Below are 17676 nucleotides of genomic sequence, written 5' to 3' on the forward strand. Positions count from 1 at the left end.
GAGGTTACTTCTTCACCTTGATTCCGACTCCGCCCCAGAACGCGAAACCGGTGACAATGACGCGCGGCGCTCCGGGCGCTCCGGTCTGACTCAGATGATCGAAGCCGCCCATGATGCCGGCGCCGCGCACCTCAACGGCGATGTTCGACGGCACCGTGATCTCAATGCCGCCCATGATCGCAACGCAGTTGATCGTCACCACGGGAGCGGAGAAATGTGCCTGGCATAGGTCGATTTCACCGCCGCCCCAGAATGCGATTGCGTCGATACGCGGGGCGACAGTCCATTCGCCCTTGCGAGTGAAGCCGCTCATGATCGCGATCGCGCGATCGTTCCCGACGCGGCCGGGCGAATCGTCGATTCCGGTCGGCGGTGACAACGCGAGGTCCGTGGTCAACAGGTCGAGTTCGCCGTACGTCTTGGCCTTGTAGGCGGCTGTGGTGCGTTCGTCGTACTCGCTCACGCTCAGCTGTCCGTCGGCGAGCGCGTCGCTGAGGAGTTTGGCGACGAGGTTGCGGTCGGCGTCGGCGGCTCGGATGTTCGCCCTGTGCTGTTCGGGTAGCTGATCGCTCACCCGAGTCAGGCTACTAGGCGGCGTTGACTATGGCTCGGTCTCCGAGCGGTGACTGAAGCGTCATCTGCATCGTTCCGTAGACGGCGACCATGATGCACGCCTTGTCCGCAGCCTCCGGCAAGGTGCCGGTGCGCAGCGCGACGACCACCTCGGTGGCGGACTCGGTGACGTCGACGTGCGCGCCGTAGCACTCGGGTGTGCCGGTGACGAAGTGGATGGCGATGGTGTTGGGGGAGATCTGACTCCACGATTCGAACGGGGTCGGTGCCGCGCGTACCAGCGTCGGCGTGGACTCGAACATCGTCCCCACTTCACCGACCGGAACTTCGACGGGCACCGGCGGTGCGCTCGGGTTGTGCATCATGTCAGCGGGGGCGGTAGTTTCGGTGGTTTCTACAGACTCACTACTGTCGGCCATCTCGCTACCGCAGCCGACCAGCAGGAAGCACAGCAGAACTCCTGCAGCCAGAAACCTCATTCCTCCAAGGTAACCGTGTGAGCTGAGGAGAACCTTTGGGCAGCCCAAGAAAACGTCCGGCTGCATCAGGCAAGCAGTGCAGTAATGATCGCAATCACCGGGATCGAGATGATCGTCGTGACGAAGGCTGTGTCTCGTGCCATCACCACGCCTCGGTTGTAGCGATTGGCGAAGACGAACACGTTCTGTGCGGTCGGAAGCGCAGAAATGACTGTGATGGCGAAAAGCTCGTGACCCTCCAGGCCCATCGCCAGCGCCATGAGGAATCCGAGAATCGGCTGCAGGACCATCTTGAGCGTCGAAGCAATGAGCACGTCGCGACGCGGACTCGGTCCCTTCTGCAGGACCCGCGCACCGTAGAGCGACAGGCCGAAGGCGAGCAGTGCGCCCGGGACCGCGGCGCCGCCGACTAGGTCGAACGGCTGCATGATCGACTCGGGCAGTTCGATGCCGGTGATCGAGAGCAACAGCCCTGCGGCGCCTGCAAGCACGATCGGATTCTTGAACGGCGTGATCACGATGTTGCGAATGGATGCCTTCTCGCGCATCGTCGACAGATCGAGGATCGTCAGCGCAAGCGGCGAATAGACCATGATCTGAAACAGCAGCAGGGGTGCGACGAAGTTGGCGTCGCCGAGCACGAAAACCGCGATGGGGATACCGAGGTTGGCGGCGTTGACGTACGAGGACGCAAGTCCACCGATGGTTGCCTCGGGGACGTCTCGTTTCAGTAGAAACTTGGCGATGAGGAAGTAGATCGCGCCGACGACGAGGGCCGTGACGCCTGCAACCACGAGGATCGGAGAGAGGATCACCGCGAGATCCGACTGCGCGAGCGTCACGAAGAGCAGGGCGGGTGTCGCGACGAAGAACACGAGGCGGCTCAACACGAACTGGCCGTGCTCGCCCAGCACCTTGTACTTCGCCAGCACGTACCCGAGAGCGATGACGATGAAGATGACCGTGAAACCTTCGAGAACTCCGGACATAAAGCGGGACGTCTCGATTCTCTGGGAAGGCTGGTCGCCCGTAACTCTAGTGCTCACGCAGAAAGGCCACGCACTCCAGGTGCGTGGCCTTTCCTTGAAAAGCTGGGTCTAGCGGCTGGTGAACGGCAGCAGTGCCATCTCACGAGCGTTCTTCACTGCGACAGCAACCTGACGCTGCTGCTGCGGGGTGAGGCCGGTGACGCGGCGGCTACGGATCTTGCCGCGGTCCGAGATGAACTGACGAAGAAGGTTGATGTCCTTGTAGTCCACCGTGGTTACCTTGGCGGCGTTCAACGGGTTCTTCTTGGGTCGACGTCCTGCCTCTGCGCGGACCTTCTTCGACGGTGCTCTCTTGACTGCCATCTGTATTTCCCTGTTCCTTACCAGCTCGACTTGTGGACGCCTGGCAGCTCCCCACGGTGAGCCATCTCGCGCACCTTCACGCGTGACAGACCAAATTTCCGCAGGTGACCGCGCGGACGTCCATCCGCAGCGTCACGATTGCGCAATCGTACCGGACTCGCGTCGCGCGGTAGACGCTGCAGTGCCGCTTGGGCCTCGGCCCGCTCGGAATCGGGTGTCGACGGCTTCCGGATGATCTCCTTCAGCTCGCTGCGCCGCGCTGCCCAACGCTCGACGACGACCTTGCGCTGCTCGTTCTTGGCGATCTTGGACTTCTTGGCCATGTCAGCGTTCCTCCCTGAAGTCGACGTGTCTACGGACGACCGGGTCGTACTTCTTCATGACCATCCGGTCGGGGTTGTTGCGCCGGTTCTTCCTGGTCACGTACGTGTAGCCGGTCCCGGCCGTCGATTTGAGCTTGATGATCGGACGTACGTCGGTGCTCTTGCCCATCAGAGTTTCACCCCTCGCGCGGAGAGTTTCGCGACCACGGCGTCGATGCCGTCACGGTCGATGGTTTTGATGCCTTTCGCCGACAACGTCAGCGTGACGCGTCGTCCGAGGCTGGGGACGAAGTACGTCTTCTTCTGGATGTTCGGGTCCCACCGGCGGTTGGTTCTTACGTGCGAGTGGGAAACGGACTTGCCGAATCCTGGTTTCCTTCCGGTCACCTGGCAGTGCGCGGACATACGCGCTCCTCCTTAGCTGTTATGACAATCGTTTTCGACAAAGCGGTGTTCCGAATGTAGCGTGCTTCCGTACGGAATGACAATCATTGTCGATAGAAGGGAATTCTCGTGGACGGTCGCACGCCACTCGTGCTCGTGTCCGGTTGGACGGGAGCCATGGACGATGTGGTGACGTCCCTACTGTCCGACGGAACCGTTGCGGTCCGTCACGATCTCAGCCGCGTGTACGAGGGGGTGGTCCGCAGGACGATCCTCGCTCCGGGCGAAGCTCCGCGCGAGACGATCCTCGAACTCGCGCACGGGTGCGTCTCGTGCACTCTGCGTGAGGACTTGTTACCGCTGCTGCGGAAGCTGGCCCACCGGAGTTCGGTGAATCGAATCGTGCTGGCGATGGACCCGGCACTCGAGCCCGAAGCGCTGTGTTGGGCAGTGGAGAACGTCATCGTCGCGGGCGTAGTTGGTCAGGTCGACGGCTCCGCCTCACGTGACGTCTCGATCACGGCCGTCGTCGATTGCCTCGACGCGGCAACGTGGCTCACTGACGCCACCGGTGACGATGCGCTCGCCGACCGCGGCATCGTTGCCAGCGGCGACGACGATCGAACCGTCGCTCAGGTCGTCGTCGGTCAGGTCGACTACGCCGATGCACTCGTCGTCAGCGCGGGACCGGACGTCGGCGGATGGGAGCGCGCGAAACTTGCCGCGGTGCTGTCGAGGTTGGCGCCGGGTGCACCCGTTGCCTGGGTCGGCCCAGGGGATGTGCTCGACATCGAAGCGCTCATCGCTGCAGTACCTTTCGACGCGCGACGGGGCGAGGTCACCGACGCTCACTCACCGTTGCTTCGTGGTCAGCCACCACTCACCGCGGACTGCGGGGTGACGCTCGTCGAATTCGCCGCAGACCGACCCTTTCATCCCGAACGGTTGCACGAGGCCATCGACGTGTTGTTGGACGGTGTTGTGTCCGCGCGCGGACGTGCCTGGGTGGCAACGCAACCCGACGAAGCGCTGTGGATCGAATCGGCAGGCGGAGGGTTACGCGTCGCCAGCGCAGGCAAGTGGCTCGCGGCGATGGCTCCGCAGGAGCAGGACCGCGTCGACACCTCCCGTCGAGCAATGGCTGCGCTTCGGTGGGACGAGACGTTCGGAGATCGTGACACCTCGCTCGTCGTACTCGTGCACGCCGCTGATCCGTCGGAGATCGATCGGACCCTGCGGTGGGCGCTCGTGTCCGACGACGAGATGAACGACCGCGACGCATGGGCGCAGTGGAACGATCCGTTCGGCCAATGGCACGAAGACCCATGTGAGACATCAGAATCCCCATATCAGGACACCCGGCGAGAGGCTCAGGAATGAAACAAGGAATACACCCCGACTACCACCCGGTGGTCTTCCAGGACGCAGGCACGGGAACGCAGTTCCTCACCCGCTCCACCATCACCGCGACCCGCGAGGTGCAGTGGGAGGACGGCAACACGTACCCACTCGTCATCGTCGACGTGACCAGCGAATCGCACCCTTTCTGGACCGGTGCCACTCGCATCATGGATACCCAGGGTCGCGTCGAGAAGTTCGAGAAGCGCTACGGGCGCCGCACCCGGAAGGAAAGCTGAGTCATGGCCGTCCCGAAACGGAAGATGTCGCGTTCCAATACTCGTAGTCGCCGCGCGCAGTGGAAGGCCACGGCTCCCGATTTGGTGACCGTCCGCGTCGGTGGACAGGAGTTCCGGGTGCCTCGCCGGCTCGTCAAGGCTGTGCAGACGGGCGTATACGACCCGAGCTAGTCCGCTTCTCCGCCGAGATCGAAGTTGTGTCCGTATTTTCCGCGTTTTCCGGACATAACTTCGATCTCGGCGGTTGTACGTTTGTTTTCATGACCGAGCCCTCCGTCAAGGACGTCAAGCGCTGGCGCAGGTACCTGGCCGACGAACGGGCAGAGGCCGCGGTCTACCGCGATCTGGCCGGGCGTCGCACCGGTGAGGAGCGGGAGATATTGCTCGCTCTGGCCGACGCCGAGGGCCGTCACGAAGAACATTGGCGACGGGCACTCGGTGATCGCGTAGGAATGCCGCTCAAAGGCAGTGCCCGCACCCGGCTCCTCGGTCTGCTTGCTCGACGCTTCGGATCGGTGTTCGTGCTCGCACTTGCGCAGCGCGCCGAGACTCGTAGTCCCTACACCTCGGAGTCCGGTGCTACCGAGGCCATGATCGCCGACGAGCAGATCCACGCCGAAGTCGTGCGAGGGCTCGCCACCCGTGGGCGAAACCGACTGTCCGGCAACTTCAGAGCCGCGGTCTTCGGAGCCAACGACGGGCTCGTCAGCAACCTCGCGCTCGTGCTCGGGATCAGCGGCAGCGGAGTGTCCAACCACATCATCCTGGTCACAGGCCTGGCAGGTCTGCTAGCCGGAGCTTTGTCCATGGGAGCAGGCGAGTACGTATCCGTCCGTTCCCAGCGTGAGTTGCTCGAGGCGTCGTCACCCGCGGGTTCGGCGCGCGAGGCTGTGAGGCACCTCGATGTCGACGCCAACGAACTAGCCCTGGTGTATCGAGCCCGCGGCATGTCAGCCGAAGAAGCCGAGCTCAAAGCGTCGGGAGTGCTGGGGCGCATCGCGCCGGACGACCCCATGGAAACCGATCCCGAGACGCACGAATCCGTCGGGACCGGCATCGGCGCGGCCTTGGCGAGCTTCTGTTTCTTCGCGTCCGGCGCAGTGATACCCGTGTTGCCCTACCTCGCCGGCTTGGAAGGTGTTGTAGCGCTGGTGGTTGCTGCAGTCCTCGTCGGCATCGCGTTGATCGGAACCGGGCTGGTGGTCGGGCTGCTCAGCGGCGGACCTCCCGTTCGTCGCGCACTGCGCCAGCTCGCCATCGGCTACGGGGCGGCGGGTGCGACGTATCTGCTGGGTGCGCTCTTCGGCAGCGGCGGGATCTGAGAAAATCAGCGGCGTTTCCACAACGCGCCGCGTTAGTGTGTCAGGCATGTCGATTCTCTCCCGTTCGCTCGTTGCCGCAGTGTCGGTGGTATCCCTGACGCTCGGTGCTACCGCGCTGAGCGTGTCGGTCGCGACCGCGGACGAGGTGGATACGACGCCGGGCACCGTCGTCGACGTGGAAGAACTGGCACCGGGCCTCGTCCTTCCCGGCGCCGCGGATGCCAAGCGGATCACATACTGGACAACTGGATTCGACGGTAAGCCCGCGCTGAGCACCGGCGCATTCTTCGTCCCCGAAGGTGAAGCACCAGAGGGCGGTTGGCCCGTCCTCGGGTGGGCACACGGAACGTCCGGATTGGGCGACGACTGTGCTCCCAGTCTGGTCGGCCCCGCCGATGCGGGTCGGGACCGTCAGTACCTCGGGACCTGGCTCGATCAGGGCTACGCGATCGCCGCGACGGATTACGCGGGCCTCGGCACGCCCGGCCTGATGCCGTATCTCGACGGGAAGGCATCGGCGCACAGTGTGGTCGACTCGGTGAAAGCCTCACGCGAGGTCGACGCCTCGCTGTCGAACAAGTGGGTGGTCATCGGCCAGTCCCAAGGCGGCGGCGCGGCCATCACCACGGCCAGATACGCAACGGAATTCGGTGGCTCCGAGCTGGATTACCGAGGAGCCGTCGGGACCGGTGTTCCGGCGAACATCGAGCTTGCCTTGCTGCCTCTCGGTCCGGGTGTGCTTCCCGTCGCCGCAGGTAAAGGGTTGACGACGTATCTGCTGTACATCCTGGCCGGGCTGCGATACGCGCATCCGGAGATCGATCTGAATTCTTACCTCACCGAGCAGGGGAGACAACTCGTCGACCGCGCGGAAACGGTCTGTGTGCTGGATGCCGAGGAAGAATTTGCTGGAACGATCTCCGGTGATCTGTTCAGCAGACCGCTGAACCAGATTCCGAACTTCTACGGATTGTTAAACGACTACATGGGCGTTCCCACCTCGGGCTACGACCGACCGCTGTTCATCGGGCAAGGTCTGACGGACACCGATGTTCCCGCGCCTGCTGCACTTTCGTTGGTAGCTCAGCTGAAAGCCAACGGTCAGGACGTCACGTTGCACACCTATCCCACCGATCACAGCGGTGCACTACTTCAGTCACGGGTGGATTCCATTCCGTTCGTGAAGCAACTCTTCGAATAGCGCCTCATCTTGGGAGCCGTGACCTACTTGGCGGGTTAGATCACAAGCACCGCAACGTTTTTTGCGATAGTTCGGTCTGCCGATCATGTCGGACCACTCTCTTAGGGTTCGTCTCACCAGCGTCCACATAGGGCGCAGCCGTCCTAGACGGTGGGGCCAAACCATCGGGAGTGTTGCAATGCCAATCATTGATTTGACTAGGGAAGACCACGCCTACTTCTTTGGGCTTTTTCAAACAGATGGTCACCTCCAGGGCGGGACTGGGCAGAAGGGCAAAGCTACGATCGAGTTGGGCGCGAGAGATGTTGAGCTTTTGTTGCAACTCCCGGCTCTTTTTCCAGGCTTGAACTCGACGATATCGACTCGTACACGATCAACGAACTTCGTCGACGTCTATACGAGCGCGACGTGGCGAATTTGCAACCTCGGATTCCGGCGCGAACTCGAGCATTGCGGTGTCCCTGTCGGGCGCAAGTCGAGGGATGTGGGACTGCCTAGTGGTCCGTTTCATGAACGGGGCTATTTTCGTGGACTGTTAGACGGAGATGGCAGTGTCGGTTTCACACGGACAGGCCTGCCCTTTGTCAGCTTTGTCACGGCATCGTCGCACCTGGCAGATTACTTCTGCGTGACCGTCGAGGCGATCACAGGCGCGGTGCGCACCGCGAAACGCAACACCAGAGACAACGTCTTCAATTTGATGGTTGCGAGTGACCCGGCCGCGAAACTTGCTGGATGGGCCTATCCGCCCGGATGTTTAGCTTTGGACCGCAAGCGTTTGGCAGCGACGGATGTTTCGCGATGGGGTAGGCCGGCGGGTATGCGGGCTTACCCAATCCTTGGCCGACGACCGTGGACGGCAGAGGAAGATGTGATCGTGGGGTCAACGTCTATTCGGGGTGCAGCTCAACATTTAGGCCGAACAGAACGATCTATCCAGCTTCGTCGCTGGCGCCTGCGGAACGCACTCCGCGGAACGTAGTTCAGTTAGAAAACCGAAGTACTTGCTGTCCCTGGCTTTCCTGAAGGAGTTAAGCTCGTCGAGTAGATTCCGAACGCATACACGTCGATCGACACTGTGTTGGCCGACGCCGTTGACCTGGTGACGATCGAGCACGAGTTGCGTCAGATCCTCAACGTCAAGGGGACGTGACCGCCAGTGGCACGGATAAGCGCCAGGAAGCGCACTTATCCGTGCCACTGGGCCGCAACAGACCATCCGGTATGAGAGAGTCGAAAGCATGGACGATCTGCAACCGATGCGGCCTGTGAGTGTGCAACCGGACGAGCGACAGGCCGCGCCGATGTGGAAGCGTGTGTCAGCTTATGGCTTCGTTGCGTTGGTCGGCCTGATGGCGTTCTTGGTCGACAATGGCTCACCGTGGACGATTTCGATCGGTGTCGCGGTGTCGGTCTCGGGCGCGGTCTTGTTTGCTCTGTCGTGTCGTAGAACGTTCGACGAACACACAGGGGTTCGCATTCCGTGGATTGGACCGCCGCCGAACAGTCCACGCAGACAGGATTTGCTGAGCGACGTGGGCGCGCCGCTCGCCCTGTTCGGAGCGCTCCTCGCAGCCGGGAACTCCTCGATTCCGTGGCCGGTGGCGCTGCCTGTGGTCATTTTCGTTTTCGTTGGATCGACAGTGTGCGCGTTCGCGGTGCACAACCGCAGGGTCACAACCACTTCTGACGCTTGAACACGGTGTAGAGAACGCTCGAGCAGAACACCATCGCGAGGATGGCGAGCGGATAACCTAGGTGCCATTTGAGTTCCGGCATGTCCTCGAAGTTCATGCCGTAGATCGCGGCTATCAACGACGGCGCGAAAAGTATTGCACCCCAGGACGAGATCTTCTTGACCTGCTCGTTCTGATCCAACGAAACTTGGGTCATCGCGCGCATCTCTTCGTTCTGCTGCTGCGCGACGAGGGTTGCGTTGACGGACAACGCATTTTGTAGGTTCACTCGGAACGCCTCGACGCGCTCGGCGATCCGCACGCAGTGATCGAGGACGTCCCGCAGGTTTCGCTGCAGTTCGATGTCGACGTCGTACTTGTCCCCGCCGCGTTTGAGCTGTTCGATCATCGCGACGAGCGGCCCGGTTGCCCGCTCGAACTCGGTGACCTCACGAGAGAGCGTGTAGATCCGCTTGGAGACCGCAGGGTCGCGTGAGAAGAGCTGATCCTCGATCTCGTCGATGTCGTTCTGCAGGCCCTCGACGACGGGTTCGTACTCGTCGACGGTCTGGTCGAGGATGGCGTACAGGACCGCTTCGGTTCCCAGCTTCAGCAGTTCCGGTGTGTCTTCGAGGCGCTTGCGGACGACGTGCAGTTCACGCCTCTCGGCGTGCCTGATCGTGACGACGAACTGTGGGCCGACGAAGACGTGGAGTTCACCGAACTCGACTTTCTCGGTCTCGTCGATGTAGCGGGCCGGTCTCAACACCACGAACAGCTGGTCGCCGTAGCGTTCCAGTTTGGGGCGCTGATGCACCTCGATGGCGTCCTCGACTGCGAGCCGGTGGAGACCGAACTCGGCTGCGACCGAGTTGATCTCGTCGGTATCGGGTCGATACAAGCCGATCCACGCCATACCGTGGTGTTCGCGAACTGCCTCGTAGGTGCTCTCGAGGGTGTCGGGTGTGATGGTTCGTTTGCCGTCGACGTAGACAGCGTTGTCGACGATCGTCAACGTGGCACCCAACCTCTCGCGTAGAAGTCCAACGACGAAAGCCTGCCAGATTGGTCTTACGTATGGACAATGGGTGCATGGATCAGCGCGTTCATTTTCTTACGCTCGCGACCCCTGACCTCGACAGCTCGCGTGCGTTCTACAAGGGCGGCCTCGGGTGGACACCACTGCTCGACGTGCCGGGCGAGATCATCTTCTTCCAGATCGGGCCTGGCCTGGTTCTCGGCTTGTTCGACGCGCAGAAGTTCACCGCAGACCTGGGACACGAGGGCGAACCCGCAACCGTCGGCGGTCTGACGCTGTCGCACAACGTCGATTCGCCTGCCGAGGTGGATTCTGCGATGGAGGCTGCCGTCGGTGCCGGTGCGACGGTGATCAAACCGCCACAGAAGGCGGAGTTCGGCGGCTACCACGGGCACTTCGCGGACCCCAACGGCCTTATCTGGGAGGTCTGTCACAACCCAGGGTGGAGCGTCGACGACGACGGAACCGTCAGGTTGGCCGAGCTGTAGGTCCTTCCCGCGGTCGGGTTACGTTCCCGCTACCCCGATCGGAGGCGCGGGAACGCAAGGCGATCGCGGGAGCGATCGGAGCCGGTTGGCGCCACCGATGCCACGTGCGACCCTGTACCCGTGCTGGTCGATGTGCTGGGTTATGTGGGGATCGTGGCGTTCGCGGCGTCGGGTGCGCTCATCGGTGTGCGCAAGCGTCTGGACTTGTTCGGGGTCTGTGTCGTCGGGATCACCACGGGCATCGGCGGCGGCATCATTCGCGACGTCCTGCTCGGCATTCATCCTCCGACCTCGCTGGATCAGTGGCCGAACCTGACCGTTGCGTTCATCACCTCACTCGTGGTTTTCCGTGCGCATCCGATCATGAATCGCATCTGGCGTGGAGTGCTGCTGTTCGACGCGTTCGGGATGGGCCTGTTCGCGTCCACGGGCGCGACCATCGCGCTTGCTGCGGGCGGGAGCTCGCTGTCGGCGTGCCTGATCGGCGCGACCACGGCCGTCGCAGGTGGTGTCATCCGCGACATTCTCGTCAACGAGGTGCCGCTGCTGCTTCGCCGCGATCTGTACGCGGTGCCCGCACTGCTGGGCTCGTCGGTGGTCGCGATAGTGGAGGGAACGGGGTGGCCGGACAACGTCGGCCTGGTCATCGGCACTGTAGCGGCGACAGGTCTACGCGTGCTCGCTCTGTGGCGACGCTGGAATCTGCCCATCGCCAGACGATTGCCGGTTGACGATTAGGACACGCGGAGGACCCTTCTCAGACATATCTCAGTCCGTCAGTCCAAACTAGGACAATGCGCATTTTGGTTGTCGACGACGATCGAGCGGTTCGGGACTCGCTCAGGAGGTCTCTCACCTTCAACGGGTACACGGTGGAACTGGCGGTCGACGGGCTCGACGCCCTGGAGAAAGTCGCCGCGGCTCGCCCCGATGCTCTTGTTCTCGACGTCATGATGCCCAGGCTCGACGGGCTCGAAGTGTGCAGGCGGCTCCGAAGCACCGGCGACGATCTCCCCATCCTGGTCCTCACCGCCAGGGACTCGGTATCGGAACGTGTTGCCGGACTCGACGCCGGTGCAGACGACTATCTACCCAAACCCTTCGCGCTCGAAGAACTCCTCGCGAGGCTGCGTGCCCTTCTTCGGCGCACAGCCATGGACGCCGAGGGGGAGTCGGAGGCGCTCACGTTCGCCGATCTCTCGCTCGATCCGGTCACCCGTGAGGTGACCCGGGCGGAGCGCTCGATCAGCCTGACACGCACCGAGTTCTCGCTGATGGAAATGCTGATGACGAACCCGCGCAGGGTGCTCACTCGTAGCCGAATCCTGGAAGAAGTGTGGGGATACGACTTTCCGACTTCGGGGAACGCACTCGAGGTCTACGTCGGGTATCTGCGACGCAAGACCGAGGCCGAGGGTGAGTCTCGTCTGATCCACACCGTTCGCGGAGTGGGGTACGTGCTGCGCGAGACGCCCCCGTGATGGTTGCTCCCTTCGGCCGCAAGCCCACCACGGTGGACCCTACGGTGATGCGCCCTCCCATGCCCTTGACACGGACGGTGTCGTTGCGTTGGCGGGTGACGCTGCTGGCTGCGTCGGTGGTGGCAATCGCTGTGGCCGTCATGGCCATTGCTGCCTATGCGGTGGTCTCGCGCGCGCTGTACGCCGACGTGGACGCTCAACTTCGATCCCGCGCGGATGCGCTGATCAACAGCAACTTGGTGACCTTCGATCCTCGCTATGTCGCAGGCGCAACGCTGTACAGCACCGACGTGTCGGTGGCGTTGATCTACCCGGATCTGACCAAATACGTTGCGCCGGGCTCGAAAGTCCCCATCGGCGAACCCGAGATCGCGGTGGCCACAGGCGCATCGGAGCTGTCGCTTCGCACGGTCGACGACCAACGCGTGCTCAGTCAGCGTGCGCAGGACGGCAGTGCGATCGTTATCTCTCAACGTCTTTCGCCGACGGGCGCAGTCCTGGACAGGCTGGCGTGGGTGCTTCTCATCGTTGGTGGATGTGGCGTGGTGTTGGCAGCGGGCGCGGGTATGGCCGTCGGGCGAACCGGGTTGCGGCCGATCGCGCGTCTGACGGCCGCGGCCGAACGGGTGGCTCGAACCGATGATCTGACGCCGATTCCAGTGACGGGTGACGACGAATTGGCGCGTCTCACCGAGAGTTTCAACACGATGCTCAGGGCGCTGGCGGAGTCGCGTGGGCGTCAGAGCAGGCTCGTCGCCGACGCGGGCCACGAGCTTCGAACTCCGCTGACGTCGCTGCGAACCAACATGGAGTTGCTGATCGCATCGGGTAGGCCCGGTGCACCGTCGATTCCCGACGAGGACATGGCCGAGCTTCGTAACGACGTCGTCGCGCAGATTCAGGAGCTCTCCACTTTGGTAGGCGATCTCGTCGATCTGGCTCGCGAGGATGCACCCGAGACGGTGTTCGAACGAGTCGATCTAGCCGATGCAGTCGAGCGAAGTCTGGAGCGGGCGCGGCGTCGTCGAAACGAAATCGATTTCAACGCAACGCTGGAACCCTGGTTTGTCTACGGCGATCACGCGGGATTGTCGCGGGCCGTCCTGAACGTTCTGGACAACGCCGCCAAATGGAGCCCTACCGGTGGTGAAGTGCGCATCGGTATGCGCCAGATCGGCGAAGGCTTGATGGAACTGACCGTGGACGACGCCGGTCCCGGTATCCCCGAAGAAGATCGCGAATTGGTCTTCGAGCGCTTCTACCGGTCGACGGCATCGCGCTCGATGCCAGGATCCGGCCTCGGGCTCGCAATAGTGCGCCAGGTCGTCGTCAAACACGGCGGAACGATCGGCGTCGAAGTGTCCGAACGAGGAGGCACGTTGATTCGAATCATCTTGCCCGGTGAAGCCGCGACCGAACTCGGTTGATAGTCACGGGAAACTGATAGGTACGTCTCAGCACGCTCTCAGTACCACCGGGCAATGTAGTCGTTAACAAAGCGGGTGACCTCGTGGACGCGAGGCTTCAAAGTGAAAGAAGCGACTGCAGATGACCGACGATCGTAATGGCTCCGAGCGAGATGACTCTTCGCCGACGCAGGACCATTCAGCCCAGCAAGACTCGACCCAGCAGAACCCAGGCCAGCAGAACCCAGGCCCTCAGGGTCCTGCTCAGCAGTCGGATCAGCACGCGACGCAGCAGTTCCCGACGCAGCAGAATTCGCCCCAGTCGGCGTACGGTCAGCCAGGGCAATATGCGCGTCCGGCGTACGGGCAGAACCCGTATCAGCAGGGCTACGGCTACAGCCAGCAGCACGCGCCTTCGCAGCATGCGACCCCGACGCATCACGAGGCGCCTGTGCAGGCACCGGCTGCGCTGAAGAGTCGACCCGGCAGAACAACTCTCGTGGCAGGCGCGATTGCTCTTGTACTGGTCGGTGGCGGAATCGGTGGCGCTGTAGGTGTTCTCGCAGCCGGTGGTGGTAACGGCTCAGGCGCTGCGACCAACTCGCTCAACTCGACGGTGACGGCAGCGCAGCCCGCGGCCAATATCCCCGACGGTTCCATTCAGGCTGTGGCCAACAAGGTCCTGCCGAGTGTCGTGCAGATCCAGGTCACCGGCAGCCAGGCCGAGGGTGAAGGTTCTGGAGTCATCCTTTCCTCGGACGGTCTCATCCTGACCAACAATCACGTCGCGACCGGAGCGGGGGCCAACGGCAAGCTGACGGTTGCCTTCAACGACGGCTCGACTGCTCAGGCCACCCTCGTCGGCGCCGACGCTGTGTCCGACATGGCCGTCATCAAGGTGGAGGGCCGGACCGACCTGACGCCCATCGAGCTCGGTTCCTCGTCCAATTTGCAGGTCGGCCAGCAGGTCGTCGCGATCGGATCACCGCTCGGTCTGGCCGGCACGGTCACCACAGGCATCGTGTCCTCGCTCAACCGGCCCGTGTCGACCAGCGGAGAGTCGGGCAACCAGAACTCCGTCATCGACGCGATCCAGACCGATGCAGCCATCAACCCCGGTAACTCGGGCGGCGCGCTCGTCAACACCGAAGGCCAGCTCATCGGCATCAACACGGCCATCGCGACGCTCGGCGGCAGTGAGTCCTCGGGCTCGCAGAGCGGCTCGATCGGACTCGGGTTCGCCATCCCGGTGGATCAGGCCAAGCGCATCGCGGACGAATTGAGCACAACCGGCAAGGCGACGCAGGCCATGATCGGCGTGCAGGTGCCGTCGAAGGACGATGCCAACGGCGCAACGGTCGTCGAGGTCACTGAGGGTGGCCCAGCTGCCGCGGCCGGCATCCCCAAGGGCGCCGTCATCACCAAGGTCGACGACCGAGTCGTCTCCTCCGGGGACGCGCTCATCGCCGCTGTCCGCTCGCACGCACCGGGCGATTCCGTCACCATCACCTACACCGACGGCGGAAGCGAGAAGACCGCTGACGTGAAGCTCGGTACCGCGGAACCGCAGACCGCACCAGTCCAGGCGCCGTCCAGGTCCGGCTCCGAGTCGCAGTCCCCGTTCCAGATCCCTGGCTTCCCCGGGGGTCGTTGATGCCGGTCGACACCGATCGTCTCGCGACCGTTGCAACGATTTACGCACAGCGTGAGTCCCAGCAGGGCCTTACTACTACGGTAAGCAGTATGGAACTCGAGGCACCTCTGGCTGGGCGCGCGTTGGTTGTAATCGTCGACGACAAAACTGCGCACAGCGCCGACAAGAACGATTCGACCGGTCCTCTGGTGACCGAACTGCTCACCGAAGCCGGATTTCTGGTCGACGGGGTGGTCGCCGTCACGTCGGACGAGGTCGACGTGCGCAATGCCCTCAACACCGCTGTGATCGGCGGCGTCGATCTGGTCGTCTCGATCGGGGGGACCGGAGTGTCCCCACGGGACGTGACGCCAGATGTGACGGCGGAGGTTCTCGACCGCGAGATCCCCGGCATTTCGGAGGCGCTGCGCTCGTCCGGGCTCGCTGCGGGTTCGCTCGACGCCGGTCTATCCCGCGGCCTGGTCGGCGTGTCCGGCAGCACGCTGGTAGTCAACCTTGCATCCTCGCGGGCAGCAATCCGCGACGGAATGGCGACGCTGACGCCGTTGGCGAGCCAGGTCATCTCCGAGCTGTCCGGTTTGGACGCCTGAGCCAGGGCCATGTCCGAGGACGAAGAAGGAGAGAACGACGCAGCGAGCCGGGCCCGTGCAGAACGGGCCCGGCTCGCTCGCATTTTCGGCGAGGTACTGCCGGAGGAGACGTCCGACGATCTCGGCGACGGCAGCGATCGCAGATCGACCGACTGGTTCGAGCGGGAACGTCCCCCACACCATTTTTAGTGTGATCCACAACACATTATTGGGCCCTGAATCACAGGTTTGTTAGTAGTTCGTTTACCCGCCGTTAGCGGACCGCGCGCCCCATTTCCTACCTGACGACTTCGAATCACCGTGATTGCAAACGAGGAGTAGAGCATCAGGCATGGGGGTACGCCGTCAGTTACCGGAACGTCTGCCCACATCAGGGCGCTTTTACGGCGCGGTGAGGTTTGTAACGGAACCGCAACGACGCCGATAGGTGTGATCCGGGTTACCGTCAAGTAGGGTGTGACAGGCGTTCACACGTACGAAACACATCACGATTCAGACAACTACGACGGGCAATCGTAGGGATTGTCACGATCCGGCAACTCCTCTAATGTTCCCCTCAGCTTCCAACGGCACGGACTCGGGCGACACGCTCCGGGGCGGATCGGGTGGAACTGAATACGAACCTGATCCAAGGATCTAGTTCTGCTCGGGGATCTTCGGCATTGCTGCCGTCGTGACCCGGGGGTGAAAGCCACAAGCTTCCCGTGCGAATGCGCTGGGACTGAACATGATGAGGAAGTAAATGACGGAGATCCAGAAGCCGCGGCGTAGCCGTGGACTGAAGTCCATGAGCGCTGCAGTTGTAGCCGGCGCTTCGGTTGTCGGCCTGGTGCTCGGCACGGGTACCGCGTCCGCAGCTGTTGACAGCTCCAACTCGGTTGTGGATGCCAACGGCAACCTCATCACCGTGACGCTGTCCGACACCTTCATCAACAGCGTCCCGCCGCTCGACGGCAACCCACTCACGCGTGAGTGGTTCGCCAACGGCGTTGCAGGCTGGGAAGTTACCGGGCCTGACGCCGACGACTTCGAAGGCACCGTCGCAGTTGGCTACCAGGTCGGCTACCCGGCCAGCCTCGGTGGCAAGATCACCTTCGGCTACTCGACCCCGAACTTCAGCATCGGTGGCGGCACGGATCTCAACTTCGACGAGACCGGCCTTACCGATGGAACCAACAGCAGCTCCTTCTCCACCAACGACCTCCTGCCGTCGCTCGGCTTCGAGGCCGAGATCGCTCCCGGACCCGGCATCGTCGACGCCACCGGCGCTTCGGGCAACGTCCAGGGCACCGAGGGTGACGCTGCTGGCGCTTCGGGCACCATCCAGATCGCCAACGTTCACGGCACCGCTACCGGCATCCTCGGTAACGTCCGCGTTCGCCCGTACGTCATGGTCACCAGCTCCACCGGTGACGTTGCTGTGACCTACGGCAACCCTTGGGTCTTCAACTGATCTAGATCGGTTGAGCTCTTAGCTTCACCCAGCGCTAGCGCGCTGAACACGATCGGGCCCGTCCGGATTACTCCGGCCGGGCCCGATCTCGTTGTCCCACTCTCATATTCGACAAACGCGCGGGCGAACGTCAGTGGCGACGTCGGCGCGAGAAATGGTTGAACATCGATGCGCCCCACACTGATCTCCGCAGTCGCCGTGATCGCACTGATCGCACTGTCCGGTTGTAGTAGTGACTCCGGTAGCGAAGCGAGCAGCGCCAATGCGGACGTATGCACGCAGTTTGCGGCCGCCCATGACGACTTGACCGAGCTGAGCGCAGCCGGGCCCGTCGACGGCGACGTCGATAAATGGACTGCTGACAAAGATGCCGCCATCGCGAAATTCACGCCGCTCGCCGATCAGGCAAGCGGCGACGTGCAATCCGCCATCCAATCACTTACTGCAGCACTGCCGCAGGATTCGTTGGAACTGGCCGAGCCGGGTAGCGAATCGGGTCAGGCGTTCGTGGACAACTCTGCTGCCGTTGCGTCCTCGTGCGAGAGCGACGGCACGGCTATCACCCTCGCTGAATTTCCTCTTCAGGCTTTCTAACCGCTCGGATCACCCGCCCGCGAA

At 62.8% G+C, this 17676-nt stretch carries 23 protein-coding genes and 1 pseudogene; 15 read left to right on the top strand and 9 right to left on the bottom strand.

What is annotated here, in order from left to right; genetic code table 11:
• Nucleotides 1-4: 4 nt before the first annotated feature.
• The 7 genes from D8W71_RS10570 to rpmB all read right to left on the bottom strand — a co-directional run bounded on the left by D8W71_RS10570 (nucleotide 5) and on the right by rpmB (nucleotide 3132).
• Nucleotides 5-574, bottom strand: a complete 570-nt coding sequence (locus D8W71_RS10570; protein ID WP_121113298.1) for a DUF1707 SHOCT-like domain-containing protein — start codon at nucleotides 572-574, stop codon at nucleotides 5-7.
• 13 nt (nucleotides 575-587) lie between these two features.
• The gene (locus tag D8W71_RS10575; protein ID WP_121113302.1) at nucleotides 588-1052 is read right to left on the bottom strand and encodes a hypothetical protein; all 465 of its coding nucleotides are present in this window, start codon (nucleotides 1050-1052) and stop codon (nucleotides 588-590) included.
• A gap of 65 nt (nucleotides 1053-1117) precedes the next feature.
• Nucleotides 1118-2041, bottom strand: coding sequence for an AEC family transporter (locus tag D8W71_RS10580; RefSeq protein ID WP_121113304.1), 924 nt, complete (start codon nucleotides 2039-2041; stop codon nucleotides 1118-1120).
• A gap of 108 nt (nucleotides 2042-2149) precedes the next feature.
• Nucleotides 2150-2404 carry a 30S ribosomal protein S18 gene (rpsR, locus tag D8W71_RS10585; protein WP_008719028.1) on the bottom strand — a complete coding sequence of 85 codons (255 nt, stop codon included), beginning with the start codon at nucleotides 2402-2404 and terminating at the stop codon, nucleotides 2150-2152.
• A gap of 17 nt (nucleotides 2405-2421) precedes the next feature.
• Nucleotides 2422-2727 (bottom strand): 30S ribosomal protein S14, encoded by a 306-nt coding sequence (gene rpsN, locus D8W71_RS10590; protein WP_121113306.1) that lies wholly within the window; start codon nucleotides 2725-2727, stop codon nucleotides 2422-2424.
• Nucleotide 2728: 1 nt separating this feature from the next.
• Nucleotides 2729-2899 carry a 50S ribosomal protein L33 gene (gene rpmG, locus D8W71_RS10595; RefSeq protein WP_201265379.1) on the bottom strand — a complete coding sequence of 57 codons (171 nt, stop codon included), beginning with the start codon at nucleotides 2897-2899 and terminating at the stop codon, nucleotides 2729-2731.
• Nucleotides 2896-3132 carry a 50S ribosomal protein L28 gene (gene rpmB, locus D8W71_RS10600; protein ID WP_121113310.1) on the bottom strand — a complete coding sequence of 79 codons (237 nt, stop codon included), beginning with the start codon at nucleotides 3130-3132 and terminating at the stop codon, nucleotides 2896-2898. The genes rpmG and rpmB overlap by 4 nt, the downstream gene beginning before the upstream one ends.
• A 108-nt stretch (nucleotides 3133-3240) precedes the next feature.
• Here rpmB and mrf point away from each other — a divergent pair, with 108 nt between their 5' ends.
• The 6 genes and pseudogenes from mrf to D8W71_RS27950 form a co-directional block, all read left to right on the top strand.
• Nucleotides 3241-4491, top strand: coding sequence for a ribosome hibernation factor-recruiting GTPase MRF (gene mrf, locus D8W71_RS10605; protein WP_121113313.1), 1251 nt, complete (start codon nucleotides 3241-3243; stop codon nucleotides 4489-4491).
• Nucleotides 4488-4748, top strand: a complete 261-nt coding sequence (locus D8W71_RS10610; protein ID WP_121113318.1) for a type B 50S ribosomal protein L31 — start codon at nucleotides 4488-4490, stop codon at nucleotides 4746-4748. The genes mrf and D8W71_RS10610 overlap by 4 nt, the downstream gene beginning before the upstream one ends.
• 3 nt (nucleotides 4749-4751) lie before the next feature.
• Complete coding sequence (rpmF, locus tag D8W71_RS10615) at nucleotides 4752-4919, top strand: 50S ribosomal protein L32 (RefSeq protein WP_121113320.1); 168 nt, start codon at nucleotides 4752-4754, stop codon at nucleotides 4917-4919.
• Nucleotides 4920-5008: 89 nt separating this feature from the next.
• Nucleotides 5009-6070, top strand: coding sequence for a VIT1/CCC1 transporter family protein (locus D8W71_RS10620; RefSeq protein ID WP_121113322.1), 1062 nt, complete (start codon nucleotides 5009-5011; stop codon nucleotides 6068-6070).
• 46 nt (nucleotides 6071-6116) lie between these two features.
• The gene (locus D8W71_RS10625; RefSeq protein ID WP_121113324.1) at nucleotides 6117-7271 is read left to right on the top strand and encodes a lipase family protein; all 1155 of its coding nucleotides are present in this window, start codon (nucleotides 6117-6119) and stop codon (nucleotides 7269-7271) included.
• Between the two features lie 1048 nt (nucleotides 7272-8319).
• A pseudogene (locus D8W71_RS27950) lies at nucleotides 8320-8424 on the top strand (RtcB family protein); the annotation flags it as partial.
• 171 nt (nucleotides 8425-8595) lie between these two features.
• Here D8W71_RS27950 and D8W71_RS27335 read toward each other — a convergent pair.
• Entirely contained in the window at nucleotides 8596-8892 is a 297-nt protein-coding gene (locus D8W71_RS27335) for a hypothetical protein (protein ID WP_153275359.1), read from the bottom strand.
• Nucleotides 8893-8945: 53 nt separating this feature from the next.
• Entirely contained in the window at nucleotides 8946-9962 is a 1017-nt protein-coding gene (locus tag D8W71_RS10635; RefSeq protein WP_121118971.1) for a magnesium and cobalt transport protein CorA, read from the bottom strand.
• Between the two features lie 77 nt (nucleotides 9963-10039).
• On the opposite strand from D8W71_RS10635, the gene D8W71_RS10640 reads away from it, so the two are divergent.
• The 9 genes from D8W71_RS10640 to D8W71_RS10680 all read left to right on the top strand — a co-directional run bounded on the left by D8W71_RS10640 (nucleotide 10040) and on the right by D8W71_RS10680 (nucleotide 17652).
• Nucleotides 10040-10474 (top strand): VOC family protein, encoded by a 435-nt coding sequence (locus D8W71_RS10640; protein WP_121118973.1) that lies wholly within the window; start codon nucleotides 10040-10042, stop codon nucleotides 10472-10474.
• A gap of 120 nt (nucleotides 10475-10594) precedes the next feature.
• The gene (locus D8W71_RS10645) at nucleotides 10595-11212 is read left to right on the top strand and encodes a trimeric intracellular cation channel family protein (protein WP_121113328.1); all 618 of its coding nucleotides are present in this window, start codon (nucleotides 10595-10597) and stop codon (nucleotides 11210-11212) included.
• 56 nt (nucleotides 11213-11268) lie between these two features.
• Nucleotides 11269-11955, top strand: coding sequence for a response regulator transcription factor (locus tag D8W71_RS10650; protein ID WP_121113331.1), 687 nt, complete (start codon nucleotides 11269-11271; stop codon nucleotides 11953-11955).
• Nucleotides 11955-13382 carry a HAMP domain-containing sensor histidine kinase gene (locus D8W71_RS10655; RefSeq protein WP_121113333.1) on the top strand — a complete coding sequence of 476 codons (1428 nt, stop codon included), beginning with the start codon at nucleotides 11955-11957 and terminating at the stop codon, nucleotides 13380-13382. Before D8W71_RS10650 ends, D8W71_RS10655 begins: the two co-directional genes overlap by 1 nt.
• 121 nt (nucleotides 13383-13503) lie before the next feature.
• Nucleotides 13504-15015, top strand: a complete 1512-nt coding sequence (locus D8W71_RS10660; RefSeq protein WP_121113335.1) for a S1C family serine protease — start codon at nucleotides 13504-13506, stop codon at nucleotides 15013-15015.
• An 89-nt stretch (nucleotides 15016-15104) separates the two neighbouring features.
• A complete protein-coding gene (locus tag D8W71_RS10665; protein ID WP_201265314.1) occupies nucleotides 15105-15605 on the top strand; it encodes a MogA/MoaB family molybdenum cofactor biosynthesis protein in 501 nt (166 codons plus the stop codon).
• A gap of 9 nt (nucleotides 15606-15614) precedes the next feature.
• The gene (locus tag D8W71_RS10670) at nucleotides 15615-15794 is read left to right on the top strand and encodes a hypothetical protein (protein ID WP_121113338.1); all 180 of its coding nucleotides are present in this window, start codon (nucleotides 15615-15617) and stop codon (nucleotides 15792-15794) included.
• A gap of 553 nt (nucleotides 15795-16347) precedes the next feature.
• On the top strand, nucleotides 16348-17058 hold the full coding sequence (locus tag D8W71_RS10675) for an MspA family porin (protein ID WP_121113340.1): 711 nt from the start codon (nucleotides 16348-16350) through the stop codon (nucleotides 17056-17058).
• 168 nt (nucleotides 17059-17226) lie between these two features.
• The gene (locus D8W71_RS10680) at nucleotides 17227-17652 is read left to right on the top strand and encodes a hypothetical protein (protein WP_121113342.1); all 426 of its coding nucleotides are present in this window, start codon (nucleotides 17227-17229) and stop codon (nucleotides 17650-17652) included.
• The last annotated feature ends 24 nt before the right edge of the window (nucleotides 17653-17676 follow it).

This window comes from Rhodococcus sp. P1Y (assembly GCF_003641205.1).
Classification (GTDB): Bacteria; Actinomycetota; Actinomycetes; order Mycobacteriales; family Mycobacteriaceae; genus Rhodococcoides.